This is a genomic window from Streptosporangium sp. 'caverna', from assembly GCF_003203775.1.
Taxonomy (GTDB): Bacteria; Actinomycetota; Actinomycetes; order Streptosporangiales; family Streptosporangiaceae; genus Streptosporangium; species Streptosporangium subroseum.
On the sequence record NZ_CP029711.1, the window covers coordinates 5504848 to 5530732 of the forward strand.

23 protein-coding genes are annotated in these 25885 nt (G+C 70.9%); 8 read left to right on the forward strand and 15 right to left on the reverse strand.

Going from position 1 to position 25885, the window contains the following annotated elements; translation table 11 throughout:
• Positions 1–69: 69 nt before the first annotated feature.
• Positions 70–711, reverse strand: coding sequence for a TetR/AcrR family transcriptional regulator (locus DKM19_RS24365; protein ID WP_110705939.1), 642 nt, complete (start codon positions 709–711; stop codon positions 70–72).
• 180 nt (positions 712–891) lie between these two features.
• Here DKM19_RS24365 and DKM19_RS24370 point away from each other — a divergent pair, with 180 nt between their 5' ends.
• Positions 892–2358: an MFS transporter gene (locus DKM19_RS24370; RefSeq protein WP_110698682.1), complete on the forward strand. Its 1467-nt coding sequence runs from the start codon at positions 892–894 to the stop codon at positions 2356–2358.
• A gap of 277 nt (positions 2359–2635) precedes the next feature.
• Here the strand turns inward: DKM19_RS24370 and DKM19_RS24375 are convergent, their stop codons facing one another.
• The gene (locus DKM19_RS24375; protein ID WP_110698684.1) at positions 2636–3067 is read right to left on the reverse strand and encodes a nuclear transport factor 2 family protein; all 432 of its coding nucleotides are present in this window, start codon (positions 3065–3067) and stop codon (positions 2636–2638) included.
• Between the two features lie 64 nt (positions 3068–3131).
• On the opposite strand from DKM19_RS24375, the gene DKM19_RS24380 reads away from it, so the two are divergent.
• On the forward strand, positions 3132–3728 hold the full coding sequence (locus DKM19_RS24380; RefSeq protein WP_239514405.1) for a PadR family transcriptional regulator: 597 nt from the start codon (positions 3132–3134) through the stop codon (positions 3726–3728).
• The gene (locus DKM19_RS24385) at positions 3715–4524 is read left to right on the forward strand and encodes an SGNH/GDSL hydrolase family protein (protein WP_110698686.1); all 810 of its coding nucleotides are present in this window, start codon (positions 3715–3717) and stop codon (positions 4522–4524) included. Before DKM19_RS24380 ends, DKM19_RS24385 begins: the two co-directional genes overlap by 14 nt.
• A 27-nt stretch (positions 4525–4551) precedes the next feature.
• On the opposite strand, the gene DKM19_RS24390 is transcribed toward DKM19_RS24385, so the two are convergent.
• The gene (locus DKM19_RS24390) at positions 4552–5259 is read right to left on the reverse strand and encodes an SDR family NAD(P)-dependent oxidoreductase (RefSeq protein ID WP_110698688.1); all 708 of its coding nucleotides are present in this window, start codon (positions 5257–5259) and stop codon (positions 4552–4554) included.
• A gap of 101 nt (positions 5260–5360) precedes the next feature.
• Here DKM19_RS24390 and DKM19_RS24395 point away from each other — a divergent pair, with 101 nt between their 5' ends.
• Positions 5361–6200 (forward strand): helix-turn-helix transcriptional regulator, encoded by an 840-nt coding sequence (locus tag DKM19_RS24395; protein WP_110698690.1) that lies wholly within the window; start codon positions 5361–5363, stop codon positions 6198–6200.
• Positions 6201–6207: 7 nt separating this feature from the next.
• Here the strand turns inward: DKM19_RS24395 and DKM19_RS24400 are convergent, their stop codons facing one another.
• The 6 genes from DKM19_RS24400 to DKM19_RS24425 all read right to left on the reverse strand — a co-directional run bounded on the left by DKM19_RS24400 (position 6208) and on the right by DKM19_RS24425 (position 12728).
• A complete protein-coding gene (locus DKM19_RS24400; RefSeq protein WP_110698692.1) occupies positions 6208–7530 on the reverse strand; it encodes a serine hydrolase in 1323 nt (440 codons plus the stop codon).
• A gap of 82 nt (positions 7531–7612) precedes the next feature.
• Positions 7613–8758 (reverse strand): aminotransferase class V-fold PLP-dependent enzyme, encoded by a 1146-nt coding sequence (locus DKM19_RS24405; RefSeq protein WP_162641711.1) that lies wholly within the window; start codon positions 8756–8758, stop codon positions 7613–7615.
• Between the two features lie 259 nt (positions 8759–9017).
• Positions 9018–9902, reverse strand: a complete 885-nt coding sequence (locus DKM19_RS24410) for a sigma-70 family RNA polymerase sigma factor (RefSeq protein WP_110698696.1) — start codon at positions 9900–9902, stop codon at positions 9018–9020.
• Between the two features lie 142 nt (positions 9903–10044).
• A complete protein-coding gene (locus DKM19_RS24415) occupies positions 10045–10929 on the reverse strand; it encodes a helix-turn-helix transcriptional regulator (RefSeq protein ID WP_110698698.1) in 885 nt (294 codons plus the stop codon).
• A 483-nt stretch (positions 10930–11412) separates the two neighbouring features.
• A complete protein-coding gene (locus DKM19_RS24420) occupies positions 11413–12144 on the reverse strand; it encodes an SRPBCC domain-containing protein (RefSeq protein WP_110698700.1) in 732 nt (243 codons plus the stop codon).
• Positions 12141–12728, reverse strand: coding sequence for a helix-turn-helix domain-containing protein (locus tag DKM19_RS24425; protein WP_204358988.1), 588 nt, complete (start codon positions 12726–12728; stop codon positions 12141–12143). The genes DKM19_RS24420 and DKM19_RS24425 overlap by 4 nt, the downstream gene beginning before the upstream one ends.
• Before the next feature lie 359 nt (positions 12729–13087).
• On the opposite strand from DKM19_RS24425, the gene DKM19_RS24430 reads away from it, so the two are divergent.
• Positions 13088–14485: an FAD-binding oxidoreductase gene (locus DKM19_RS24430; RefSeq protein WP_204358989.1), complete on the forward strand. Its 1398-nt coding sequence runs from the start codon at positions 13088–13090 to the stop codon at positions 14483–14485.
• Positions 14486–14633: 148 nt separating this feature from the next.
• On the opposite strand, the gene DKM19_RS24435 is transcribed toward DKM19_RS24430, so the two are convergent.
• Positions 14634–15074: a helix-turn-helix domain-containing protein gene (locus tag DKM19_RS24435; RefSeq protein ID WP_239514406.1), complete on the reverse strand. Its 441-nt coding sequence runs from the start codon at positions 15072–15074 to the stop codon at positions 14634–14636.
• A 113-nt stretch (positions 15075–15187) separates the two neighbouring features.
• Here DKM19_RS24435 and DKM19_RS24440 point away from each other — a divergent pair, with 113 nt between their 5' ends.
• A complete protein-coding gene (locus tag DKM19_RS24440; RefSeq protein ID WP_110698702.1) occupies positions 15188–15910 on the forward strand; it encodes a DsbA family protein in 723 nt (240 codons plus the stop codon).
• A gap of 100 nt (positions 15911–16010) precedes the next feature.
• Here the strand turns inward: DKM19_RS24440 and DKM19_RS24445 are convergent, their stop codons facing one another.
• Positions 16011–16799: an alpha/beta fold hydrolase gene (locus tag DKM19_RS24445; RefSeq protein WP_110698704.1), complete on the reverse strand. Its 789-nt coding sequence runs from the start codon at positions 16797–16799 to the stop codon at positions 16011–16013.
• Between the two features lie 72 nt (positions 16800–16871).
• A complete protein-coding gene (locus DKM19_RS24450) occupies positions 16872–19241 on the reverse strand; it encodes an ATP-binding protein (protein ID WP_110698706.1) in 2370 nt (789 codons plus the stop codon).
• 403 nt (positions 19242–19644) lie between these two features.
• On the opposite strand from DKM19_RS24450, the gene DKM19_RS24455 reads away from it, so the two are divergent.
• Positions 19645–21801, forward strand: coding sequence for a hypothetical protein (locus DKM19_RS24455; RefSeq protein ID WP_110698708.1), 2157 nt, complete (start codon positions 19645–19647; stop codon positions 21799–21801).
• A gap of 159 nt (positions 21802–21960) precedes the next feature.
• On the opposite strand, the gene DKM19_RS24460 is transcribed toward DKM19_RS24455, so the two are convergent.
• The 3 genes from DKM19_RS24460 to DKM19_RS24470 form a co-directional block, all read right to left on the reverse strand.
• A complete protein-coding gene (locus tag DKM19_RS24460) occupies positions 21961–23043 on the reverse strand; it encodes an LLM class flavin-dependent oxidoreductase (RefSeq protein WP_110698710.1) in 1083 nt (360 codons plus the stop codon).
• Between the two features lie 269 nt (positions 23044–23312).
• Positions 23313–23981, reverse strand: coding sequence for an NADPH-dependent F420 reductase (locus DKM19_RS24465; RefSeq protein WP_110698712.1), 669 nt, complete (start codon positions 23979–23981; stop codon positions 23313–23315).
• The gene (locus tag DKM19_RS24470) at positions 23978–24505 is read right to left on the reverse strand and encodes a MarR family winged helix-turn-helix transcriptional regulator (protein ID WP_110705944.1); all 528 of its coding nucleotides are present in this window, start codon (positions 24503–24505) and stop codon (positions 23978–23980) included. The genes DKM19_RS24465 and DKM19_RS24470 overlap by 4 nt, the downstream gene beginning before the upstream one ends.
• A 94-nt stretch (positions 24506–24599) precedes the next feature.
• Here DKM19_RS24470 and DKM19_RS24475 point away from each other — a divergent pair, with 94 nt between their 5' ends.
• Positions 24600–25652, forward strand: a complete 1053-nt coding sequence (locus tag DKM19_RS24475) for an LLM class flavin-dependent oxidoreductase (RefSeq protein ID WP_110698714.1) — start codon at positions 24600–24602, stop codon at positions 25650–25652.
• Positions 25653–25885 lie beyond the last annotated feature (233 nt).

Consider the following 25885-nt stretch of genomic DNA (forward strand, 5'->3'; position numbering starts at 1 on the left):
CCTCTGTCTGCGATTCGCCGAGCCGCAACGGGTCCCGTTGTGGAAGGGTCCGCCGCGGCTCCGTCATGGTCAGGACACGACCGGTGCCAGCCACAGCCCGACGAGCGCGTCGATCAACCCGTTCGCGGCGCCGTGCCAGCTGGACCGGGGTGTGGGGGTGTCATCGGCGAGAGCGCGCTCGCGCTCGGCGCACATGTGCACCATGAGCTGACGGGCCATGTCCTCACGCTCGGCGCGCACCTCGGCCGGCAGCGAGGGAAGGCACCGGTTCAACCCGTCGATGATCTGTTGCAGCGAGGGCGAGGTGAGAGACTCCTCGACCATGATCTCGCGGAGTGCGGGATCGGTCATCACCTGGGCGCCGAACCGGGCGAACCACGTGGGACTGCCCAGGGCGGCCAGATGGTCGGTCACCGGGCGCACCAGGCAACTCACCCAGTCCCGTACATCGGCGGGCTCGATCTCGGCCACCATCCGCAGGCGCAGCCGCTCGATCTGCTCGGCGTGTTTACGCGCGATCGCGCGTACGAGATCGGCTTTGGTGCCGAAGTGGTATCCGACCGCGGTGTTGTTGCCCTGGCCCGCGGCTTCGCTGACCTGACGGTTGGACACGGCGAACACCCCGTGCTCGGCGAACAACCGCTCCGCCGCCGCCAGGATCAGCTCCCGCGTCGCACTGACCTGCTCGGCTCGGACGGTCTTGCCGGTCATGGTCGCCACCGCACCGGAACGTCGCGCGACCCGCCGTCGCATCGGCTCACCAGGACCTCCTCCGAAAACCGACCTCCAATTCATGATCAGTTAACCTGGCCTGTTAGCTTAAGTCAAGCGACTGATTTAAAATCTACCAAGTCGCGTACTTCCGCAACTGCCAAAAACGGAGACTTTGCCATGCCCCATGTCCCTGAACCTGTAGGGGCATCCGCCCCCCCGCGACCGAATGCCATCGTGATGGTGCTGGCCTTCTCCGGGATTGTGGTCTCGCTGATGCAGACCCTGGTGATCCCGCTGATCCCCCAACTTCCCACGCTCCTGAACGCCAAGGCGTCCGACACCATCTGGGCGATCACCGCCACGCTGCTCGCTGGCGCCGTCGCGACGCCGGTCGTGGGACGACTTGGAGACATGTACGGCAAGCGGCGCATGCTCCTGGTCAGCATCGCCCTGCTGGTTGTCGGTTCGGTCATCGCCGGCCTCAGCGACACATTGACGCCCATGGTCATCGGACGGGCCCTTCAGGGTCTGGCGGCCGGTGTCATCCCGCTGGGCATCAGCATCATGCGCGACGAACTTCCGAGCGAACGGCTCGGCTCGGCGACCGCGCTGATCAGCGCCTCGCTGGGCGTGGGCGGCGCGCTCGGGCTGCCCGCGGCCGCCTTCCTCGCCGAACACGCCGACTGGCACGTGCTGTTCTGGGTGGCGGCGGGTCTCGGCGCCCTCGCCGGCGTACTCGTGCTGACGCTCGTGCCGGAGTCCGCGGTCCGCTCCGGAGGACGATTCGACCTGCCGGGTGCGGCCGGACTGTCGGCCGCGCTGCTCTGCCTGCTGCTGGCGATCTCCAACGGCGCCGGCTGGGGCTGGAACAGCGCCCTCACGATCGGCCTGTTCGTCGCCTCGGCCGTCGTGCTGGTGCTGTGGGGCTGGTGGGAACTGCGTACCACCCAGCCGCTGGTGGACCTGCGCACCACCGCACGTCGCCAGGTGCTGTTCACCAACCTCGCGTCCGCCGTGTTCGGCTTCGCGATGTTCGCGATGTCCCTGGTGCTCCCGCAACTGCTGCAGCTGCCGAAGAGCACCGGCTACGGGCTGGGACAGTCGATGATGGTCATGGGCCTGGTGATGGCGCCCTCCGGCCTGGTGATGATGGCCACGGCACCGCTGTCCGCGCTGATCTCGAGGGCCAGGGGCCCCAAGGTGACGCTGATGCTCGGCGCCGTCGTGGTCGCCGCCGGCTACGGCCTGGGCGTCGCGTTCATGTCCACCATCTGGCAGCTCGTGCTCGTCTCCGCCGTGATCGGGGCCGGCATCGGTCTCGCGTACGGGGCGATGCCCGCGCTTGTCATGGGGGCCGTGCCCGTGTCGGAGACCGCCGCCGCCAACAGCCTCAACACGCTGATGCGGTCCATCGGCACCTCGACCTCCAGCGCGGTGGCCGGTGTCGTCCTGGCCCAGATGACCATCACGCTCGGCCCCATCAGCGTCCCCTCCGCGGACGGCTTCCGCCTGGTCATGATCATCGGCTCGGGCGCCGCCCTCGTCGCCCTCGCCTTCGCGGCCTTCCTCCCCGGCCGACGCCCGGCTTCCGCCACGCCGGCGACGCACCCGGTCTCCGCGGTACCCGCCAACGCGGCTTCGTAGGCCGAGCACGGCGGGGGCTCAGGCGAATCGTCGTCACCCGCCGCTGAGAACCGGTGTGACAGGGAACGATCCGTTCCCTGTCACACCGGCGATTCTCCGAGTGTTCTCATCCGCGGCGTCCCGTCGACCGCGTTGATCTCTTTTCTGTCCTGGGAGCGACCACCGGGCGCCTGCTCGATGGGCGGCGGGCGCGAGATCCGCCCCTCCCGGGCCCCGCGCCACGGGAGGTGGTCATCACCGACCCCGGCCGACCCGTTTCAGCCGGCAGGGCCCCGCTCTAGTGATCAGCCGATGCCGGGATGAGGCCGTCGGCGACGAGGCCGGCGTGGACCGCTTCGCCCAGCGCGTGGACCGCGGACTGCGGGCGGACCATCACCGTGAACTCCTTGATCAGGCCGGCCTCGTCGAACTGGAGGAGGTCGATGCCATGGATCTGCCTGCCCTGCACGGTGGCGCGGAACAGCAGGACGACCGATGGGGCCTCGGTGCCGCCGGCGCTGGTCTGGGCGGTGCCGTCGAGGTTCCCGATGTAGCGGAAGTCCTCGAAAGTGCGCAGCAGGACGCCGAAGAGGCCCGTGACCAGGGGCTTGCCCTCGAAGGGGGTGAATTTCACCGGGCTGTACAGGCGGATGTCGTCGGTGAGCAGGTCGCTCAGAGCGGCGAGATCGCGGTGTTCGACGGTGGCCCGAAAGCGGTCTGCGGTAGTCATGACTGCACCTTTGTAGTCAAGGAAGCGATTAGTCACTTTATTGACTATCATGATGGAGGCGCGTTTGGAAAGAGAAGAGGAGGGCGTCTCGATGGCGTTACGGCACGCCGTACTGGCGGCACTGCTGGACGAGGAGCTCAGCGGATACCAGCTGGCCAAGGCGTTCGACATGGGCGTGGCGAACTTCTGGCACGCCCTGCCTCAGCAGCTGTACACGGAGCTGGCCAAGCTGGAGAAGGACGGGCTGGTCACCGGCCGGGAGGTGGTCCAGGACACCCGGCCCAACAAGCGCCTTTTCAAGGTCACCGAGGCCGGTCTGGCCGAGCTGGAACGGTTCGCGGCAACCGCCAACAAGCCCTCCTTCATCCGCGACGACCTTCTCGTCACCGTCCAGGCCGCCGACCACGTCGACACCGACGAGGTGATCGCGCAGCTCACGGAGCGAGCCGCCTTCGCCGACGCGAAGATCGAACTGTTCGGCGGGCTGCTGCGGCAGATGCGCGGCGACAGGAGCGAGGAGGAGTTCCTGCGCCACGGCGAACGGATCGGTCCCTACCTGACCTGCCTGCGCGGCCTCGCCTTCGAACAGGGCAATCGAGACTGGTGCCACCGGAGCGCGGCGATCCTGAGGGAGAGGCGGACGGCTCATGCCCAGCGGTGAGTATCTACGCTACGTCGCCCTGGGCGACAGCCAGACCGAGGGGCTCGGCGACGGCGACGACATCACCGGCCTGCGTGGATGGGCCGACCGGCTCGCCGAACAGCTCGCGGCGGGCGGCTCCCGTCTCCAGTACGCCAACCTGGCCGTACGCGGACACCTCGCCGCCCAGATCCATGCCGAACAGCTCGGCCCCGCCCTCGCCCTGCGCCCCGACCTGGCCACCGTCGTCGCCGGAGTCAACGACCTGCTCCGGCCCCGGTTCGACGCCGACGAGGTGGCCGGCCACCTGGAGGCGATGTTCGCCGCGCTCACCGCGCAAGGCGCCTGCGTGGCGACCCTCACCTTCCCCGACATCGCGAAGATCACCCCGCTTGCCCGGCCGATCAGATCTCGCGCCGTCTCCCTCAACCACCGCATCCGCGCCGCGGCCCTCCGCCACGGGGTCGTCGTCGCCGAAACCTCCCACCACCCGGTCGTCACCGACCCACGGCTGTGGAGCCGGGACCGGCTCCACGCCAGTCCCCTCGGACACGAGCGGATCGCCGCCGCCGTCGCCCACGCGCTGCGACTGCCCGGCAGCAGCGACGCCTGGACCCACCCCCTGCCTTCGCCGGCGGTCACCTCCTCCGGATGGCGCGCCGCGGCCGTCGAACTGCGCTGGGCCGCCGTCTTCCTCGGTCCCTGGCTCGGCAGGCGCCTGCGAGGCCGCTCCTCCGGCGACGGCCGCACGGCCAAACGCCCGAACCTCCTCCCCCTCCCGGCTCTCCCCGGGGAAAGCGGACCGGACCGACGATGACCTTTTGAGGATCACGCCCGGTTCGGATCACCAGGGGAGGGCGCCTTCGACGTCGAAGAAGCCTCCGGTGGGGCCGTCGGGGCCCACCTGCGCCATGCGCACGATGATCTCGGCGCCCTGCTCGACGGTCTGGATGCCGGTGTTCCCGTTCAGGTCGGTCTTGGTGAAGCCGGGCTCCACCGCGTTGATCCGCATGTTCGGGAACGCCTTCGCGTACTGCACGGTGATCACGTTGACCGCGGTCTTCGACGCCGGGTAGGCCACGCCCGGGTAGGCGTACGTCGGGGTGCCGGGGGTGGTGACCCGGGTCAGCGAGGCCAGGCCGCTGCTGACGTTGACCACGACCGGGGCGGCGGAACGCCGCAGCAGCGGGAGAAACGCGTGGAGGACGCGCACCGTGCCGAAGACGTTCGTCTCGAACGTCTTCCGTATCACGTCGGCGGTCACGTCCGCGGGGCCGATCACGACGTTGTTGTCGCCCCTCTCCTCGACGCCCGCGTTGTTGATCAGTACGTCCAGCCCTCCGTCGGCCTCGATGACCCTCACCGCTGCCTCCACGGACGCGTCGTCGATGATGTCGAGCCCGACCATCCGCGCGCCCAGCTGTTCTGCGGCCCGGCGTCCGCGTTCGACGTCCCGGCTGCCGACGTAGACGGTGTGACCTGCCGCGATGAGTTGGCGGGCGGTCTCGAAGCCCAGCCCCTTGTTCGCTCCGGTGATCAGTGTTGTTGTCATGCCCCCAGGTTTCCGTGCGGCGGCACCGGCAGCCAGTCGTCCCGCCGTCCTGGGATTACCGGTACCAGGCACGTCCCCGACCGGCGGTGTTTACTGAGGGCATGACGGCGACGGAATTCGGTCAGGCGATGCGGCGCTGGCGCGACCGGGTCTCGCCCGAGACCGCCGGGCTGCCCGCCGGCGGGCACCGGCGCGCGGCCGGGCTGCGCCGCGAGGAGCTGGCCCTGCTGGCGGGGATCTCCGTCGACTATGTCACCCGCCTCGAACAGGGCCGGGCGACCAACCCGTCGGCACAGGTCGTCGAGGCCCTGGCCCGGGCGTTGCGGCTGTCGGGAGACGAGCGCGCCTACCTGTTCCGGATGACCGGGCTCGTGCCGCCCGGACCCGAGACGGTGCCCGCGTACATCACCCCGAGCGTCCAGCGGATGCTGGACAGACTGACCGGCACTCCCGTCGGGGTCTACGACGCGGCCTGGACGCTGCTCATGGCCAACCCGCTGTACGCGGCGCTCATGGGCGACCCGTCCGGGTGGCGGGGCCACGAACGCAACGGCGTGTGGCGCAACTTCCTCGGCTCGGGCAGCCGGGTCCGGCAGACACCGGAGGCACATCGCGCGTTCGAGGCCGGGCTGGTCGCCGACCTGCGCTCGACCGCCGGCCGGTATCCCGCCGACCAGCACCTGCGGCGTCTGGTCGCGCAGTTGCGCACGAACAGCGACCGGTTCGCCGAGCTGTGGGACGCGGGCGTCGTCGGCTGGCAGCAGGCCGCACGCAAGACCGTCGAGCACCCGCAGGTGGGCCCCCTGACGCTGGACTGCGACGTGCTCAGCGTCGCGGGCAGCGACCTGCGCATCATGATCTACACGGCCGAGCCCGGCACCCAGGACGCCGAACGGCTCGCGCTGCTCGCCGTCCTCGGCACCCAGACCCTCGTCGGGTAGCGGCCCGTCAGCACGGACGCAACTCGCAGGAGTGGCTGAGGAAGTTACCGAGCCGGCCTTCGGCGTCGCCGTTTTTGTAGGCGTAGGCCACGCCGGTCAGCCCTTCCCCCTCCCGGCGGAGGGCCAGTCCCAGGACGGGGCTGTTGATCCGGGCGTCGGCGGTCGGCAGCTGCACCGGGAAGGTCGCCTGGACGTCCCAGGCCTGCGACGCGCCGGCCAGGCTGACGGCGCCCTCACCGTCCAGCCGCAGCTCGACCCGGCGATCGGCCAGCACCCGCAGCTCGACCGGCACCTCCTTCTCCGGGGTGCTGATCCGGCCCTCCCAACGGCCCTCGGGCAGGTCCATCGGGTGCACCGGGTCGTGGATCACCGGGGTGATCTGCTCGACCGCGTATCCGGGGACCAGCGTGCCCAGCACGTACTGCAGGATCGCATCGCGGGCCGCCTTGTTCGTGGAGTTGGACAGCACCGCCACCGAGAGCCGCCGCTCGGGCACGGCGACCACCATCGCCGCCACCCCGCCCCCGCCGCCGCCGTGACTCTGCACCACGGGCCCGTCGCCGTACGACACGCTCCAGCCGAGTCCGTAGCCCACATGCTCGTTGATCGGCGGTGCGTCCCGTACGGCGGCCGCCGTGTCCGGCTTCAGCAGGCGCTCGTATGACTGGGCGAAGAGCGCCAGCTCGCCGGCGGGGGCCCAGCCGAGGGTGGCGCCGGGGTGGCCGCAGTCGTAGTCCGGGTACGCACGGCCGTCGACCGTGTACCGGATCGCCGACGGCGCCGGGCCCGGATAGGTCCGTCCGACGTGGCAGCCGGTGAGCCCGAGAGGCTCGAACACCCGCTCGCGGACGAACGCGCCCAGCTCCTGCCCGGTGGCCGTCTCCAGCAGCCGGCCCAGGAGCCGGTAGCCGAGGTTGGCGTACGCGAAGCCGGTGCCCGGCCTGCGGTACAGCACCGTATAACGGTCCGCGTCGATCGGCCGCTCACCGTCGCCGTAGTCCCAGGCGTAGTACGCGCCGAGCCCGCCCCGGTGCTGCAGCAGCTGACGCGCCGTCGGCGCGGGCCACCGGAAGTCACCCGGCACCGGCGCGTCCAGGTCCAGCAGCCCCTCGTCGGCCGCGAGACAGACAGCGGTCGCCGTGATCGGCTTGGTGACGGAGGCCAGCCCGTAAACCGTGCCGGGCGTGGCCGCACGCCCGCCGGCGACGTCGGCCAGCCCGTACGCCCCGGTGAGGACCACCTCGCCCCGCTCGGCCACCGCGACCGAGACCGACGGGCAGCCGTGCTCGGCCAGTGCCTCGGTGCAGTACTCGCCCAACCTGTCCAGCATGCTCGCCCTCCCCGGCCGAAACGCAACAGGACAGACAGTAGCCCGATGCTCTCGAGCCGCGGTCGGCGGTGCTCCCCGGTCGTCAGAGGGTGTCGGCGAACCGGCGCACGGTCTCCTCCGTCGTGGAGACGTGGGGCGAGAGCCGCAGCAGCCCGCCGCGGACGGCCGCGGTCACCCCGCCCTCGGACAGCCGGGCCAGCGTGGCCTCGGGAGCCTCGCCGGGCAACCGGAAGGACACGATCCCGGCCCGCCGCCGCTCCGGCCAGTCGTCGCCGAGGACTTCGGCGCCGCGGTGACGCAGCACGTCGAGCAGCACGGCGACGACCTGTCCGAGCCGGTCGGCCAGTCGTGTCGTACCGGCCTCCACGACCAGGCCGAGGGAGGCGTGCAGCCCGGCGATCGCCTCCAGGTCGGTGTTCGTCGTCAGCAGCCGGTCCGGCCCCTCGGCCGGTGCGCCCAGCTCGGTTCCGGCACTCCCCCCGTACGGATCGGCCAGGCCCGTCCAGCCGCCCAGATCGGGTGCGATCAGTTCCAGCGCGCGGGGCCGTACTCCGAGGATCGCCGCGCCCCATCCGGAACGCAGCCACTTCTGACCGCCGGCCACCACCACGTCCGCGACGTCCAGGTCCAGCTCGGTGACCCCGAAGCCCTGGATGGCGTCGACGATGAGCAGGCGGTCGGGGCCGAGCACCTCGCGGAGTTCGGCGAGCGGGGCCTTCCACCCGGTCCGGTAGTCGACCGCGCTCACGGTCAGCCCGACGACGCCCGCGTCGAGCGCCGACCGCAGCGCCCCGGCCGTGATCCGCCCGGCGTCCTGCGGCACCCGCCGTACGGCCGGACCGCCCCGCGCCGCCGCCCGGAGCCACGGCACGGCGTTGGCGGGGAACTCGCCCTCGGGCACGAGCAGCGTGCCGGAGGCGGCCAGGCCGAACGCCGTGGCGAACAGGCCCGCCGTGGTGGACGCCGCGAACGTCACCCCGACGTCGCCGCCGATCACGGCTGCGGCTCTCTTGCGGGCCGCCTCCCGGATCTCTTCGAGTGGTCCCACCGGGTCGGAGGTGGCCGTGACCCGCAGGGCCGCGTGCCGTGCGTCGACGGCCGCGCGCAGCGGGGGCCCGACGTGGGCGAAGTTGAGGTAGCCGGCGGGCTCGTCGCAGTGGGCGACGTACGCGGCCAGCTCATCGGGCGCGCGGTCGCCGGTTGTCGCGGAGAGGAACTGCCTGGTCAAAAAGGCTCCCGGGGGACGCGATAAAGAAGAAAAACATACAAGACGCCTTCGTGGCCCGCCTTCACCGCAAAGGGCTACGCGTGCTGGACTCGTCGCGACCGGCATTCCGCGCGCGCCGGCACGCGGACCGTGGAGCCCGGCGCACGGACCGTGAGCCCGACGCATGGACCGTGGAGCCCGGCGCACGGACCGTGAGCCCGACGCATGGACCGTGGAGCCCGGCGCGCCGAGCGCGCGGAATGGCGGTGCGGGCGTCGTGTCAGGCGTCGAGAACGGCGAGATCGAGTTGGCGGAGGCGATCCGGGTCCGCGATCACCTCGATTTCGGTGATCTTGTCATCGGTGATCGTGAAGACGAGCACCAGGAACAGCCGTCCGCGGGGGGCCATCACGAGTCCGACCGCTCCGTTTATCAGCGCCGGCTGGGTGAACCGGACCCGTTCCGCGGCGGCGGACGCGCCCTTGGCCACGGCGTGGGCACCGTGGAACACGATGGGTGCGGAGGTGGGGCCGACCGCCCGGTCGGCGCGGAACACCACGTCCGGATCGAGCAGCGCGACCAGCGCGTCGAAGTCCCCGCCGCGTGAGGCGGCCTGGAAGGCCTCGACGACTCGGCGCTGGCGGGTCAGATCGGCGTCGGGCACCGAGGCGACCCCTCTGACCCGGCGGCGGGCGCGGCTCGCGAGCTGCCTGGTCGCGGCCGGGGAACGCTCGATCATCGGGCCGATCTCGTCGAAGGGCACGGTGAACATGTCGTGCAGCACGAAGGCGAACCGCTCGGCCGGCGTCAGCGTGTCGAGCACCACCAGCAGCGCCAGCCCGACCGAGTCGGCCAGCAACGCCTCCCCCTCGGGGTCGCTCCCGTCATCGTGGCTGATGATCGGGTCGGGCAGGTGCGCCTCGAGAGGTTCCTCGCGCCGCTGCTCGCGCGAGCGCAACACGTTCAGGCACACGCGCGCGACCACCGTGGTCAACCACGCACCGAGGCTCTGCACGTTGCCGGTGTCGGCGCGGTTGAAGCGCAGCCAGGCTTCCTGCACGGCGTCGTCGGCCTCGCTCACCGAGCCGAGCATCCGGTAGGCCACCGCTCGCAGATGAGTCCGATGCTCCTCGAAACGCTCGGTCAGCCGTTCGCGCTCATCCACCGTGTCACATTCCTTACTCGCGAGGTGTCGTAACAGTAGACCCGCGAAATTCAGCCGATGTGACCGGGAGGCAGGCTCTCGGGCCGCATCTCCTCGCCCGCCGTACGGTCCGCCCCGAGTCGGCGGGGGTGTTCGCCGGTCGTCATGCCGACTTGGGTGTTCGACCCGTTCTCGCGACGGTGTGCCGGTGCCGTCTGGCCGGCTGCCTGGCGTGGGTGGTCGAGAGCTCGCGCAGCTGTCCGGCCGCACGACTACCGGCGGCCGCGGTGAAGGCGACGAGCAGCTGCCCGAGGCCCTCGGTTCTGAGGATCTGGCATTCCAGGTCGAGCATGCCGACCTCGGGGTGCACCAGGGTCTTGGTGCCGGATCGGCAGATCGCCACCCGCTGTTCCTGCCACATCCGCTCGAACTCGGGGCTGCGGGCGCGGAGCGTGCCGATGAGCCGGTCGGCCTCCGAGTCTCCGACGTGCACCGACCGCGCGCGTAGCTCGGCCACCCGGGCGCAGCCCTCCTCCTCGTGCTCCTCGGGCGGGTGGATCGCCCGCGAGGCCGGGTCGGTGAACCAGCGGTAGGTGCTGTTGCGGGCGTCGCCGGTGTAGATCGAGTGATCGCCGAGCAGGGCGGCGGCCGCCGGGTTCTGGATGATCGTCTCGCCGAGGAGCGTCATGACCTGGGCCGGGGAGTCGCCCAGCCCGGCGACGAGCTGCTGCAGCGCGGGAGCGACGTGCCGGCTGAGCGCGGGCCGCGGGGGTGGTTCGCGGTCGGCGACCCGGTACAGGTAGTCACGTTCGTCGGCGGTCAGGCGCAGAGCTCGTGCCAGGGCGTCCAGGATCTGCGGCGACGGCGGCCCGATGCGGGCCTGTTCCAGACGGCGGTAGTAGTCCGTCGACATGGTGGCCAGCTCGGCGACGTCCTCGCGCCGGATCCCCTGGGTACGCCGACGTGACCGGGCACCCAGACCGATCTCGTCGGGCTGCATCGCCGCGCGTCGGGAGCGCAGGAAAAGGGCCAGTTCGTCGGAACTCACACCGCCATTATCCCTGCTCAGGCCGCCGGCCTACCGTCGTGAGGCAGCCCGCCGGTGCGACCCGGGCATCGGTTGAGTGACTCCACGGCCCGGATCCCGGCCCGCACGCGGCACTTGGGCCCGCGCGGGCCGGACCGGAAAAATTCCGGAACCACCGGGGACGGCCGTCTCGAAAGCCCTACTCCCACGGACACGTTCAGTGGCGGCGATCTCACGGACGGCCAGGGTCGCCTCCACCGCGAATCGGCTCGCGCCTCGGGAAGAGGCCCGCGGGCACCGCCACCCGGGCGGCACCGGCGGCGGTGCCGGCCCTGGCCACTCTGCAGCGACCGGCCGGCAGGTGGCCCGGGTCGCCACGGGTCGGTAGGTGCACACGCGCGCCCGGACCGCCACCGGTCGGTAGTGCACACGTGCACGCCCGGACCACCACCGGTCGGTAGTGCACACGCGCGCGCCGGACCGCCACGGGTCGGGACCGGCCGGTCAGCCGAAGCGCTCGGCCATCCAGGCCTCCCATTCGGCCTGCTCGTCACGGCCCGAGAAGTTCTGGTGGCCGAGCACGATGGCGTCGCCGCGGGCGGCACCGGAGTAGATGAACCGGTACAGGCCATCGGCCGTACGGACGCCCAGGTTGACGGGCAGGTTCGCGTAGTAGACGACCCCGGCGGAACCGTCCGGGAGCAGGACCTCGTCGCCCTCCCCGACGTCCGGCGTGGCGTCCAGCGACTCCGTGACGATCTTCCAGGCGGCGTCCGGGCCGCCCGCTCCGGGCCGGAAGACCGTGGTGACCAACGGGGTGCGGCCGGTGAAGTGCGCGAGGTACTGCTTGAGGGTCTCCAGGTAGATGGGCCAGCCGGCCTTCATCGCCTCGAACTCGGTCTCCCAGTCGTCGCCGAGCATGCCGCTCTGCACGAGCCGCAGCACGGCCGTGCCGCCGTCGCGCCCCTCGATGAGATACTCCATCGCCATGAACCGGCCGTCGGGGGCCTGCGCACTGCGGGTCGCGAGGCGGGTGCCCGGCTCGTAGGCGGTGATCGTGGCCTGCTCGGTGTGGCCCATCATCGTGAGGCCGGCGGGACCTCCGACCGACGTGCCGAGCTCGGTGTGTCCCATGAACCAGGAGTCGACGCCCGGCCCGGTCGCGATCGCGTCCCAGACCTGCTCGGGGGTGGCGCCGAGTTCGATTTCCTGATTCAGCTCGAACGGGTGCGTCATGTGGATTCCTTCGTGCTCGGGTGGACTGCGACGACGATTCGGTGGTCGCGGCCGCGCTCGGCGGACTCTTCGTGGTACTTGGACACCAGGGCCGTCACGGCCCCGGCGAGCTCCTGGACGAACGCGGCCCGGTCGGCGGCCGAGGCGAAGCGCACCTCGCCGTCGATCGCGAAGGTCGCGACGCGCTTGCGCGCCTGGGCTGCGCCGGTGATGAGCGCGCCGACGTCGCGGACCAGCCGGGCCGCGACGGCCAGCAGCCAGCTCGCCGACAGCTGGTCGGGTGAGCGGGCCGGGTCGGGCTCGACCGACGACAACGCGATCGGGGAGATCACGTAGGAGGCGGCGGTCGCGCGCATGATGCGCTCGGTGACATTGCCCTTGCGCCGCTCCTCGATCATCTCGACGAGCCCGTGCGCCTCGAGCGTCTTCAGGTGGTAGTTGACCTTCTGCCGGGACAGGCCGACCTTGGCGGCCAGCATGGTCGCGGAGCCGGGCTCGCTCAGCTCGGCCAGCAGCCGGGCCCGGATGGGGTCCAGCGAGACCTCGGCGGCGGCCGGGTCCTCGATCACGGCGATGTCCTGCATGACCACAGGTTAGATCCGACAAATTATATTGTCAAGGAAGCCTTATTTTCCGGACCATCGCGCTTCCCAAGCCCAGGCGAGCCCGCAGGAGTCGGCGCCGGTCTCGATGAGGCAGCCGCCACGGGCGAGGCGACCTCCACGGGCGAGGCGGCCGACGATGACGGCGCCGACGTCGACGGCCGCGACGGCTCATCGATGCGCCGGAGACGTCACCGGACATAGCCAGGGCAAGGTTCTCCCCTGGTAACAACATGCGCGGTCGGTAACAGTTGGTGCGCGACAAACGGGTTGATTTGTCTGTCTTATGCATATTCCTGCAGTTTGCAGGTGATTTGCCCATGCCCCGGGGGGAACAGCAAGTGACCATCGAAAACATGCGGTCGGAGAGATCCGGACGCGACCTGTCGTCGCTGCGAGGGCTGGCGGGCGGGGGCGTCTATCTGCCGGGCGACGAGGAATACGATCGCGCCCGGACGACCTGGGCGCTCGCCGTCGACCTGCGTCCCGCCGCGGTGGCCTTCCCGGACAGCGCGGAGGAGGTCGCGGCCGTGGTCCGGGCCGCCGCGGCCGCCGGGCTGCGCGTCGCGCCACTGGGTAGCGGGCACAACGCCCACCCGCTCGGCGACCTGGCCGACAGCGTGCTGATGCGTCTGTCCGGTATGGCCGGGATCAAGATCGACACCGAGGCCCGCCGGGCCCGGGTCGAGGCAGGCGCCCTGTGGTCGCCCGTGGTGGAGGCGGCCGCGGCGCACGGCCTGGCCGCCCTGCACGGATCGTCGCCGGATACCGGCGTGGTCGGCTACTCCCTCGGCGGGGGCATCAGCTGGTACGCCCGGTCGCTGGGACTGGCCGTCAACAGCGTGACCGCCGTCGAGCTGGTCACCGCGGACGGCTCGCTGCTCCGGGTCGACGCCGAGCACGGGCCGGAGCTGTTCTGGGCGGTGCGCGGGGGCGGCGGCGCCAACTTCGGAGTGGTGACGGCGATCGAGTTCACGCTCTACCCGATCGAGACCGCGTACGCCGGCATGCTGGTCTGGGACCTGCGGGACGCCCACCGGGTGCTGAGCCGGTGGGCGCGGTGGGCCACCGACGCGCCCGATGCGGTCACCACGTCGTACCGGCACATGGGATACCCGCCGATCCCCGAGATTCCCGAGCCGTTCCGCGGGCGGGAACTGGTCATCATCGACGGCGCCGTACTGGCGGACGACGCCGAGGCGGAGCGGCTCCTGGCGCCGCTGCGAGAGCTCGGACCCGAGATAGACACGTTCGGCCGGGTTCCGGCCGCGTCACTGATGCGGCTGCACATGGACCCGGAGCAACCCACGCCGGGCGGCGGGCGGTCGTCGCTGCTCGACGAGCTGCCGCCGGCCGCCGTGGACCGGCTGGTCGAGGTCTCCGGCGTCGACTCCGGCAGCTCGCTCTTCATGAAGGCGGAGCTGCGCCAGCTCGGTGGGGCGCTCGGACGCTCACAGCCCGGCGCGGGCGCGGTGACGAGGCTGGACGGCCGGTTCCAGCTGATCGCCGGCGGCATAATGGTGGGCGAGCTCGCCCGGCAGACCATCGCCGACTGCGAGCGGGTGGTCGACGCGATGGCGCCCTACTCGCGCGGGCGGCAGTATCTGAACTTCCAGGAGGAGGCCGTGGACCCGTCGACCGGCTACGACGCCTCGAGCTGGGAGGCGCTGCTCCGCATCCGCCAGGCCGTCGACCCCGGCGGGCTCTTCCAGGCCAACCACGAGATCCCACTCGGCTGAGAACTTCGATCACCAGGGTGACGGCGCACCGGCTCCGAGAACGGCCTGCGGCGAGCACGTGGGGCGGCCGAGCGTGGTGGTGCGGTGCGCCGACCGGGCAGATCACACCCGATATGTCCGGTGCGGGACCGCGGTAGGCCATGCGCCTTCAGGACGCGTTCTGCGATGCGGCGTCGTCGAAAGCGGTCTGGTGGCGGCGGATCTCGGCGTGGTGGTCGGAGGACCAGGACGCCATGGCGAGGACGGTGGACAGCAGCGAGGTGCCGAGGCCGGTCAGGGCGTATTCGACGCGGGGCGGCACCTCGGGGTAGGCGGTGCGGTCGACGAGCCCGCTGCGCCGCAGGTGCTTGAGGGTGAGGGTGAGCATCCGCTGGGAGATGCCGGGGATCGCGCCCGCGAGGTCGGAGTAGCGGGTCGGGCCGTCGGCGAGGGTGCCGATGATCAGCACGCTCCATTTGTCGCCGACGAGGTCGAGGATCTCGCGGATGAAGTCGGCCTCCTGGTCGTCCCAGTGGGCGCACGGACCCGGGACGTGCCGTACGTTCGCGCGCACATCGGTCCGCGCCGCCCCCAGCTTGCTCGCGCTCACATCTGCCCCCTCTTCTTCCCGATCACGCACATGAATGTGCCTTTTGTACGACTTATCACGCTAATGCAGAGTGAGGTTGCGAACAGGTAGTAAGTGGTCAGGAAGGCAAACCCATGAAGATCGAACTCTGGGCGGACATCGTCTGCCCGTACTGCGGGCTGATGGACAACCGGCTGCATCTGGCTCTGGATCGCTTCGAGCACGCCGGCGACGTGCAGGTGGTCCACCGCTCCTTCCAACTCCACCCCGACCTCCCCCGCGAGGGCGTCACCCAGCGCCGGCTGTTTCGGATGGCCGGGATGCCGGCCGCGACCGGCGAGAAGCTCCTGACCTCGATCGAGGACGCGGCCCACGCGGAGGGACTGGACTCCTACCACGCGCTGGAGCGGACCCTCGGCCCGACCGACCACGCCCACGAGCTGCTCGCCCACGCCGCCGCCCAGGGCCGGGGCAACGAGGTGTGGACGGCGATGTTCCGCGCCCACTTCGGGCAGGCCCGCAAGCTGTGGACCGTCGACGAGGTCCTCGACTTCGCCGAAGAGGCCGGCCTGGACCGCGGCGAGGCCGCCGCGGCGCTGCGTGAGCGGCGCCACCGCGCACAGGTGGAAGCCGACCAGCGCGAGGCCGAGCGCCTGGGCGCCCGCGGTGCGCCGTTCCTCGTCATCGACGGCAGGTACGCCATCCCCGGCGCCGTCGACACCGACCAGCTGCTCGCCGCGATGACCCGGGCATGGCAGGAGAGCCACCCCGTCCCGCAGCCGCTCCCGGTCATCGCCGAAGCCGGCGGCGTCTGCGGCCCGGACGGCTGTGCCGTCCCCCAGCGCCCCGTCCACTGACCGCCCCACCCCGATCGCGTCCGGCACCACCGACGACCGCCTCACCGAAGGTGCCGGCATCCTCCGCTGACGGGGGTGACGCCACGGACGGGGTTTCTGGTCACCCGGCCAGGATTTTGGCGAATTCGGCCGGATGGCTCAGGTGCGGGAAGTGGCCGCCGCCGGGGAGAACGGTGACGGTGACGTCGGGCAGGACCGACTCCAGCCACCGCCGGTAGGGTGGGGCCGGCTCGTCCCCGCTCACGTGGCGGTAGGCGATGCCGCTCGAGCGGATGACGTCCATCTCCCGCGTCCGGCGTTCGCCGAGGTCTTCCGCGGGCGTGACCAGGATCTCGTTCCAGTAGCCGAGGAGAAGATCCTGGCGGGGGGTCGTGGCCGTCCGGACCAGCTCCCGCGCGTCCGGCGGCAGCAGTTCGATGTGCATGCCGGCGAGCAGGGAGGTCCAGATCTGCCCGTAGGCCGGGCTCCGCAGCACCGGCTCGGCCTGGCGCAGCATGTCCCCGAAGCCGCCCACCAGCAACGGCTGGTCCACATTCACGACGCCCCGCACCGGATACGTCGCCGCGTAGACCGTCACCAGCGCCCCACCGAGCGAGTGCCCCACCATGATCGGCGCGTCGAGTCCGGCGTCGTTCACCGCCCGATGCACAACCGCGGCGACCTCACCGAGACCGTAGGAATCGCGCCGTGGCGAGTCCCCGTGCCCGGGCAGGTCGAAGGCCAGCACCCGCCGGCCCGGATCGACGACCGCCAGCTCCTCCAGGACCGGCCCCCACTGACGCCGGTCATAACTGAGACCGTGCAGCAGGACCAGCGGCGGCCGATCATCAGCCGTGCCATGGCTGTCAGCGGCAAGATCACCAAAGTACTGCCGACGCGCATCGGACATGTCCGTCTCCCATTCTTGAGGCTCTGCCCGGGAGGCGTAAATCCGACGTGCACAACTTGTACGTGGTACGGGTCACACCCTCCAGCGCGCCGGACCACCCGGAGCCGGCTGATACCGGAAGAGCCGGCCCGTACGCAGCGACGCCCGCAGATGAGCCCCCGCCAGCGGCGCGGCCGACTCCACCCGTTTGACGGTCGCCCACAACGTCCGGGTCGCGTTGACACGGGCCCGTTCGGCCTCACCGGCCTGGGCCCGCGGCCGGCCGCCCAGCCCGCTGGCCCGCCGCAGTTCGGCCAGCAGGGCGGTCCGTTCCGCCTGGACGACCGCCGCCCGCTCGGCGTCGCCGGCCCGGTCCGCCGCGTCGAGCCGCTCGTCGAGCGTCTCCAGCCGCCGCCGGTAGGCCGTACGGGCGGCGTCGTCGAGAACCGGATCACCGTCGGGCACCCGCAGGCCGGCGCCTCCCGCGACGAGATCCAGCGCGGCGATCTCCTGCCCGGGCGCGGCCAGCAGGGCCCGTAGGTACCGCATCCCGCGCCCGTCGCGCAACCGGACCGTTTCGGCGCCGGCGTCGAGCCGCCAGTCGTCGCCGTCGCGGCTCAGCCGCCACTCGTCGGCCGGTGGGGCGAGCGTGGCGAGGACTCCCCCCATGCCGAGACGCTCCGCGATCGAGCGGGCCCGGCCGAGATCGTCGCCGGCCCGGATCCGGTCTCCCTCGCCGTCGCGTGCGGACAGCGCGCGGGACCGGGCGACCAGCGTGTGCGCGAGCCAGGGCAGCGCTCCGACGCGTTGCTCCAGCGCGGCCGCGTCGTCCAGATGGGACACCGCCCGGTCCAACCGGCCCAGCCGGATGGCCAGCCGTCCCAGGTAGTCGTCGACCGGCCCCGTGATCGTGTTGGCGCCGCCCCAGACGACCAGGCGCCCCCGGTAGGGAAGCAGCGCGTCATACAGGGCCTGCGCGGTCTCCGGTTCTCCGACCCGTGACGCCACGATCGCCAGGTCGGCCAGGACCCCCACCCAGCGCGGCCCTGATCCGGCGAGTACGGCCGGCAGCAGCCGTTCCAGCTCGAGGCCCGCCTCAACACCGCGACCGGTCTCGGCCAGTGACCGGGCGGCGGCCGCCTCGAAGAAATGACCGGGCAGCCGCCGGGCGAGGGCCTGCCAGGGATCCACCAGCGACTCGAACTCGCCCCGCATCGCGGCGACCCCGCCGTGCAGTGACCCGACCAGGCGATCCGTGTCGATCAGTCCCGCCCGCCGGCCACGCACGGCCACCTCGCCCGCGAGCGTCACCGCCACGTCGAACCGGCCGCGAACCGTCGCCAGCATCGACTGGCGTGCCAGCACCACCACCGCCGCTTCGGCGTCGCCGGCCAGTTCACCGGCCCGGGCATAAGCCGTGAGCGCCGCCTCAGCCGGTCCCAGCTCGCCCAGTTCTGCCAGGGCGATGAAACGCCAGAACAGTCCGCGCCGCTCGACCACTGCGTCGCCGGCCCGCCGAGCCTGCTCCACGATCTCCGATGCGGTGGTCAGCCGTTCATGGGCGGCGGCCGGATCCCACAGCGCGTGCAGCCGGCAGTCGAGGACCTCGGCGATCGTGCCGGGGCTTCCGGTCATCCGGGCCAGCGTCACCGCCTCGTCGATCAGCTCGCGCCGGCGTGCCCCGGCCGACGAATCGCCCAGCATCTCGCGGGCGAGCCGGGCCAGCACCCGGGCCCGGGTGGTGGGCGGCAACGGGCGTTCGAGCGCGGCCTCCAGCAGGCGGATCAGACCGACGTCGAGTTCGAGGAACTCCGCCCGCGACGGCGCCGTCAGCGCCAGATGGATCACGGCGTCGGCGTCGGCGTCGAGACCGGCCAGCTCACCGGCGAGGCCGATGGCGGCTCCGGGCAGGCCGCCCGAGGCCAGCCACACCGCGTGGACCGCCTCGGCGGGCAGATCTGCCGTCAGGCCGGCGAGCTCCGGTTCCGTCAGGCCACGCAGACGCAGCTCCGGCGTCACCCCGAGAGGATTCTCCGCGGTCGCGATCAGCACGGTCGCGCCGGAACCGAGGCGGGACGCGAGCAGAGCCAGGAATGCCACGGCCCGCGTACCGGCCCGGTCGACGTCGTCGACCACGAGCAGGCGCGGTCCGCCGCGGGCGATAGCCCGGGCGGCGCGATCGAGGTCCCGGGGGCCGGCGTCGGGCGGCAGTTCGCCCGCTTCGAGATCGCCCAGCACCTGTTCCCAGATCAGCAGACCGGAGTCGAGGTCCGTTCCGGCCGCACGGAGCACCGGTATCCCCCGGGCGCGAGCCAGATCCGCGGCGGCGCCGGTCAGCGCCGTCTTACCGGCGCCGGGCGGTCCGGTGACGATGAGGTGTCCGCCGATCCCGCCCCCGGTCGCCGCCCGGTCGAGCAGCCGTTCCACCGCGGCGAGCTCACCGCGGCGTCCGATCAGAGTCACTTACGCAGCGTATCGGCGGCCTCTCACGCCGACGCGAGAGGCCGGAACGCACTCGAGCTCCAGGCGACAGGAGCAGCGGATCGCAGATCTGAGATCTGCCGTCCGGCCGGCCTTGACGAGTCGCCGACGGACGATTCCGCCGCCTCCTTTGCCTGTGGGCAGTAGGTTTCCGGTCCATCCTAAATGATCTTGAATTCGAACCGATGCCTTTACAATGTAGATTAATAAGAGTCTGCGGGTTCGGCCTCACCAAACTGGAGAGGTGACCCGGCCACCGTCTCACCCGCACCGTCCACCGATTCGGCGAATGGACGCGGAGCCACCACCCACGAGTGATGATCGACTCTGGGTGGCAGCCCGTTAGAGTTGGGCGCTTCGCCCCCCTTACCCCCGGGAACCGCCCGTGCGCCGCTATCCCCTCGGCTGGATCGCCGCCGCCTTCGTGGCCCTGGTCGTCGTCTCCGGCGTCGCCGCCGCGGTGACCGGCGACGCCTGGCTCGCCACGCTGGTCGTCTACCGGAGGCTCGCCGACCGTCCGGTGGACATCGACGGCGGCCGCGTCCTGATGCTGGTCGCGGTGGGGGCGTTGCAGGGCTGGGGACTGTGGCAGATCCTGCCCGGGCGGCAGGGCGGCGAGAAACCGGGCAGGGACGCCCGCCGGTTGCGGATCGCGCTGTATGTCTCGCTGGCGATCGAGCTCGCCGACCTGTCCTGGACGGACATTCCCGAGGAGGTCGTGCAGGTCGCCGTCGTGGTGCTGCTCTACCGGGTGATGCGCGGGGTCTCCCGGACGTTGCGGCTGGTCGCGCTGGCGGCCGGGCTGTACCACCCGGCGCTGCTGCTCACCATCGTGCTGTTGGAGCTGTTCGGGCTCGACGGTGAGGCCCTGTGGCAGTCCTCTCTGGGAAGCGTGCCCTGGCTGGTCTGGATGGTGCTGACCCTGGTGGCCCAGGCGAAGGACGGCCGGTGGGGGCGGGTCACACTGTGGGCGGGAGCGGCGGTCGTCGCCGGGCCCTTCCTCGTGCCGGACCTCATGATCAACTCGTTCAGCCGATCGTACGTCTGGTACGCGGGCGGCCATCTGGCGCTCGACGTGTTCACGCTGGTATGGCTCGGCCGGTCCGCCCGTGATCTCGGGAACCGGCCCCGGGATCCACGTCCCGTCACGCCTGCGAGCCCGTCGCGCCGGTGGCCCCTGCAGGCCGTGGCGGTCGCGCTGCCGCTGCTGCCCGCCGTGGCCAACCTGGCGGACGGTGTGTTCCTCTGGATCGGGCCGCGAGGGGCGATCGCGTCCTGGTTCTCCGGTTGGTATCCGATGCAGCTCTGGCTTCCGTTCGATCTTCTGGTCGGAACGGGCGGGGCCGCCGCACTGGTACTGGCCGCGGTGCTGCGGCGGACGCGCCGCCTCGTGATCGGAACGATCTGGGCTCTTCTCCTCGCGGCGGTGGCAGGGCTGGCGACCGCGGCCACGACGGCAGCCGGCGACTCGAGGGCCACCCACGGCAGTATCTTGATATTTCCTGACTGGATGTTCACCTCCTCGCTCGGTATCTCACCGCTGTGGTACAGCCTCGCCTTCACGGGTTCCGCTCTGCTCCTGCTGTTTCTGTACGGTGACCGCCCCGCCCGTCGCAGGCCGTACCGGGTGTTGCCGGCGAGCATGGCCGCGTCCGCAGTGCTCGTCCTGGTCCCGGTTTCAGACCACGCGCCGGGTCCGATCACCACGGCGAGCGACTGCGAGGCGAAAGGCGACTACGAGACGGGACGCACCCCACCGCCCCCCATGACCGGCGAGCAGGCGTTCATCTGCACGGTGCGCACCGCCCGCGTCCCATCGCCTGTCGGCGGCATGCCCGACCGGATGCTGGTGGCGTACGGACACCGCCTCTGCGGTGTTTACACCCGCGAGAACCCGCAGGAGATGGCCCGATTCCACAAGGCGTACGGAGTCAGCCCGGGAGACGAGACAGCCCTTCTGGCCGACATCTGTCCGAAGGCCGCCGAGACCCTCAGGGTGGCGGCTGAGGAGGAGGAGCGCGAGATGCTCGCCCACGAGGCCGAAGAGCAGGCCAAATGCGACCAGGCCCCCCGCCACCGCCCCCTGATCACGCCGGTGTCGGCGATTCGGCAGGAGAAACCCATCTGGCCGGAGCTGCCCCTGGAAACGTACGAACAGGGTGGGGAACCGGAGGACGGGCCGCCTCACCAAGTGGAGGGCGGCGACCTGGTGGCTTCCGCACCCGGTCACCTCCAGGTCTTCCTCAACACCGAGTACCGCGCCTGCGTCACCACCGAGGCGTACGACCGCCGCCCGCCGGTGGAGACCAAGGGCTGGCAGAACGTCGTCGAGGTCGGCTACGAGAGCCCGGAGGGTCGCATCGTCCTCGCCGACAACCTGACCGGCATCCAGCTCCCGGATCTCGCCGCCCTCGGCAAGGGCCACTACCGCGTCCGCGTCCACTACGCCTGGCTCTCCTGGAAGGGCACGAGGCAAGGGGGGCAGCGGCTGCTCATCATGACCTACCCGGGACGCGGCGACCACGTGACCGTCCACCGCTGACGACAGGCGTCCGCGGGAGAGGTCGTTGTCCGCCGATGAACTCGGCACAGGCCAGAGCAGGAAATCCGGGCACCCGGTTCTGCGAGCCGACGGAGCCGCGCGGTCCGGCGGCGGTGCCACGGCCTCGGCGCGGATGCGCGGGCCGCTCAGCGTATGTGCTCAGGCCAGGAGTTCGCGGACGCGTGGGACGACCTGTGTCCCGTAAAGCTCGATGTTGGTCATGAGTGCTCCGTGTGAGAGGCCTCCCATGCCGTATTTCAGGTCGAAGCGGTTCGCACCGAGAGCGGGGAGATTTGCCGCGATCTTCTTCGCGACGGTCTCCGGCGACCCGACGTAGAGCGCCCCGTGCGGCCCGATCTCGTGGAGGAAGGACTCCTTGGTCGGGACGGCGAATCCGCGGGTCTTGCTGACGTTGCGGATGACCTCCAGGTAACGGGGCCAGAACTCTTCGCGAGCCTGCTCGTCGGTGGCGGCGACGTGACCGGGCGAGTGCACTCCGACCGGCAGGGCGGCGTGCCCGAGTGTCTCCAGGGCCTGGTGGAAGAGCTTGGAGAAAGGAGCGAAGCGCGACGGGGAGCCGCCGATGATCGCGAGCATCAGCGAGAATCCATGGCGTGCGGCGCGGATGACCGACTGGGGACTGCCGCCGACGCCGATCCATGTCGGGAAAGGTCCGGACTCGGTGTGCGGCACGACGTCCTGCTCGCTGAGCGAAGCGCGGGTTTTGCCCTGCCAGGTGACCGGTCCGCCCTTGAGCAGTTCGGCGAAGAGGTGGGATTTCTCCTCGAAGAGCTCCTCGTAGTCGGCGAGGTCGTAGCCGAAGAGCGGGAACGAGTCGATGCTGGAACCGCGTCCCAGGATGACCTCCGCCCGGCCGCCGGAGATGGCGTTGAGCGTGGAGTAACGCTGGAACACCCGGACGGGATCGTCCGAGCTCAATACCGTGACCGCTGACCCGAGGCGGATGCGGGTCGTGCGCGAGGCGATCGCGCCGAGTACCACGTCGCTGGCGGACAAGGGGAAATCGTCGGTGTGATGTTCACCGACCCCGAAGAAGTCCACGCCGACCTGGTCGGCCAGGACACCTTGTTCGACGACGTTCCGGATCGTCTGGGCATGTGAGAGCGGGCGGTTGTCATCGTCGTAGGTGACGTCGCCGAAGGTGTCGAGGCCGAGGACGAGGGGGAACGTCGTGGGTTCGCCCACGGAAGCTCGTACGGCGGGCGACGGGGTTGTGGTCACGTCGGGTCTCTCTGTCTGGTTGTGGATCGGGTTGAGGGTGAGCGGGATGCTCTGTACGGCTTCGGGGCTCTGGACCGGTCGCGCCCGGTTCGGCGCTCAGGACCGGGCGCGACCGGTCCAGGGCTCAGGACCGACTCGCGCCCGGTTCGGCGCTCAAGGCCGGCTCGGACTCCGCTCAGGGCTCAGGACCGACTCGCGCCCGGTTCGGCGCGCAGGGCCGGTTCGAACTCGGTCCGGGGCTCAGGACCGGCTCGAACTCGGTTCGGCGCTCAGGACCGGCTCGAACTCGGTTCGGCGCTCAGGGCCAGCTCGAACTCGGTCCGGTGCAGCGATGCGCCGAAGACGGGGTTGCCGGGTTCGAAGAGGCGGCCGGCGCTCAGGCTGTCCAGACGGACGGTGTCGTAGCCGATGCGCTCGATGACGTCCGCCACGAGCTCCACGGCGGCCGGGTCGTCGCCGGCGACGCCGAGCGCGCGTCGTTCCGGCGAGCCCTCAGGCCGGCGTTCGTCCTCAAGCTCGTGGTAGCCGATGTGGTTGAAGGTCTTGACGATCGTCGACCGGGCGAGCCGACGCTGAACGATCTCGCTGCTGCCGTACCGGCGATCTTCGAACATCTCCTGGACGCCGTCGGTGGGCGGCCAGTAGTTCATCGTGTCAATGACGATCTTGCCGGCGAGCAGGGCGGGGTCGAAGGCCGCGAATTTGTGGAGTGGGATCGCCAGCACCACGATGTCGGCGTCCCTGACGGCATCGGCCGCCCATTGCGACTCGGCTCCCGGCACCAGCACGCGGGTGATGAGCGCGATCCTCTCGGGGTCGCCGGAGGCCGCGATCGTCACGTGGTAGCCGGCGGCGATCGCGACCCGCGCGATCGCCGGGCCGACGTGCCCCGCACCGAGTACGGCGATCCGCGGCAGCCGCGGCGCTCCGCCGGTCATGAGGATTCCCCCTTGGTGGAAACAGCGGGAGCAACGGCCGGCTCCGGGTGGAGATGGCTCTGCAGCGTCCGCAGGATGTCGTCGAGCGCCTCGAACTGCTCGGGCGTCAGGGCGTCGGCGAAGTGCTTCTTGATGGCCCTCATATGGGGTGCGGTCGCCCTCCGGAACATCTCCGCGCCCTCGTCCGTGAGCGAGACCTCGGCACCGCGGTTGTCCGTGGGGCAGTCGTCGCGACGGATCAGACCGCGCCCCTCCATTCGCCCGAGGTGATGGGACAGCCGGCTCCGCTCCCAGTCGATGGCCGCCGCCAGCTCCGATGATCGCAGCCGCCTGCCGTTCGCCTCGCTCAACGCCAGCATCACCTGATAGTCGGCCGGCGAGAGGCCCGTTTCCTGCAGCAGCTGCGTCCCCAGGATTCTCCGGAGCTCGGCGGTAGTGTCGATCAGCGCCCTCCAGATCGCGAGCTCCCCCACCGCCATTCGCCGCCGCGCCACCGCACCGGTGGCCTGGGCACCGTCTCTCATGATCCACACTCCATCTCATTGACGTGTCAATCATATCTCATATGATTGACACGTCAATATTGATGCGTCAATCACACTCTCGGAGGAGATCGCGATGACGAGCACGTATGGAGAGCACCCGATCGTGATCGGTGTCGACAGCTTCGGGGACATGACCGTCGGCGGTGACGGTAGTCTGCTCAGCCAGCCGCAGAACATCCGCGAACTCGTCGCGGAGGGAGTCCTCGCGGAGGAGTCGAGCCTCGACTTCTTCGGCCTGGGCGAGCACCACATCGAGGAGATGCCGCTGTCCGCACCGGACCTGGTCCTGGCCGCCATCGCCGCCCGGACCTCACGCATCCACCTGGGATCCGCGGTGACGGTGCTGAGCTCGGACGACCCGGTGCGCGTCTTCCAGCGGTACGCGACCCTGGACGCCCTCTCGTCCGGACGCGCCGAAGTGATCCTCGGCCGTGGATCCAGCGTCGAGTCGTTCCCGCTGTTCGGATTCGACCTCGCCGACTACGACCGCCTGTTCGAGGAGAAGCTCGAACTGTTCGCCCGGTTGCGCGCGGAGAAGCCCGTCACCTGGTCGGGAACCACGCGGGCCGCCATGCCCGGGTTGCAGGTCTACCCGCGCACCGCGGGCGGGTCGTTGCCGACCTGGGTGGGCGTCGGCGGAAACCCGGCCTCCGTCGTGCGCGCCGCGCGTCATGGATTCTCACTGATGCTCGCGATCATCGGCGGCAATCCCGCGCGCTTCGCCCGGCTGTCCGAGCTCTACCGGGAGGCCACGGCGCAGGCGGGTCTCGCTCCCCTGCCGATCGGGGTGCACTCCCCCGGGCACATAGCGGCCACCGACGAGCAGGCGAAGGAGGAGTACTGGCCCACCTATGAGACCTTCATGCTCGACGCGCGCAGGCAGCGAGGGTTCCCGAAGATCACCCGCGAGTACTTCGAGCACGAGGTCGAATACGGCTCCCTCTACGTCGGCTCACCGGAGACGGTCGCCCGGCGCGTCGTCAAGACCATGACGGCCCTCGGCGCCGGCCGCTTCGATCTCAAGTACGGCATGGGCCCGATGCCGCACGCGACCCTCATGGAGAACATCCGCCTTTTCGGCACCGAGGTCGCGCCACGGGTGCGCGAACAACTCCGGACGCGGTAGAGACGGAGGCATGTCCCCCGGGGCATCGGCAGGCAGGCGACCAGGCCCTCGGGACACCCCCCCCCCGCGCCGTGCCGGAACCGCGACCGACGCCGGATGCTCGGCGACGGCTTCTCCGATACCGCCGGAGGCATCCGGTGACGACGGCCGGGCGGCCGACCGGACTCCGCCGCGATGAATCCGGCTTCGCCGCGGAACCGCGTGGCGGGGACGTCCGGCACGATGAGAGGCAA

Bases quoted from the DNA above. Each gene is read 5' to 3' on its own strand.
- DKM19_RS24365 (WP_110705939.1), bottom strand. From the start codon at position 711: ATGACCGGCAAGACCGTCCGAGCCGAGCAGGTCAGTGCGACGCGGGAG.
- DKM19_RS24370 (WP_110698682.1), top strand. From the start codon at position 892: ATGCCCCATGTCCCTGAACCTGTAGGGGCATCCGCCCCCCCGCGACCG.
- DKM19_RS24375 (WP_110698684.1), bottom strand. From the start codon at position 3,067: ATGACTACCGCAGACCGCTTTCGGGCCACCGTCGAACACCGCGATCTC.
- DKM19_RS24385 (WP_110698686.1), top strand. From the start codon at position 3,715: ATGCCCAGCGGTGAGTATCTACGCTACGTCGCCCTGGGCGACAGCCAG.
- DKM19_RS24390 (WP_110698688.1), bottom strand. From the start codon at position 5,259: ATGACAACAACACTGATCACCGGAGCGAACAAGGGGCTGGGCTTCGAG.
- DKM19_RS24395 (WP_110698690.1), top strand. From the start codon at position 5,361: ATGACGGCGACGGAATTCGGTCAGGCGATGCGGCGCTGGCGCGACCGG.
- DKM19_RS24400 (WP_110698692.1), bottom strand. From the start codon at position 7,530: ATGCTGGACAGGTTGGGCGAGTACTGCACCGAGGCACTGGCCGAGCAC.
- DKM19_RS24420 (WP_110698700.1), bottom strand. From the start codon at position 12,144: ATGACGCACCCGTTCGAGCTGAATCAGGAAATCGAACTCGGCGCCACC.
- DKM19_RS24425 (WP_204358988.1), bottom strand. From the start codon at position 12,728: ATGCAGGACATCGCCGTGATCGAGGACCCGGCCGCCGCCGAGGTCTCG.
- DKM19_RS24440 (WP_110698702.1), top strand. From the start codon at position 15,188: ATGAAGATCGAACTCTGGGCGGACATCGTCTGCCCGTACTGCGGGCTG.
- DKM19_RS24445 (WP_110698704.1), bottom strand. From the start codon at position 16,799: ATGTCCGATGCGCGTCGGCAGTACTTTGGTGATCTTGCCGCTGACAGC.
- DKM19_RS24465 (WP_110698712.1), bottom strand. From the start codon at position 23,981: ATGACCGGCGGAGCGCCGCGGCTGCCGCGGATCGCCGTACTCGGTGCG.
- DKM19_RS24470 (WP_110705944.1), bottom strand. From the start codon at position 24,505: ATGAGAGACGGTGCCCAGGCCACCGGTGCGGTGGCGCGGCGGCGAATG.
- DKM19_RS24475 (WP_110698714.1), top strand. From the start codon at position 24,600: ATGACGAGCACGTATGGAGAGCACCCGATCGTGATCGGTGTCGACAGC.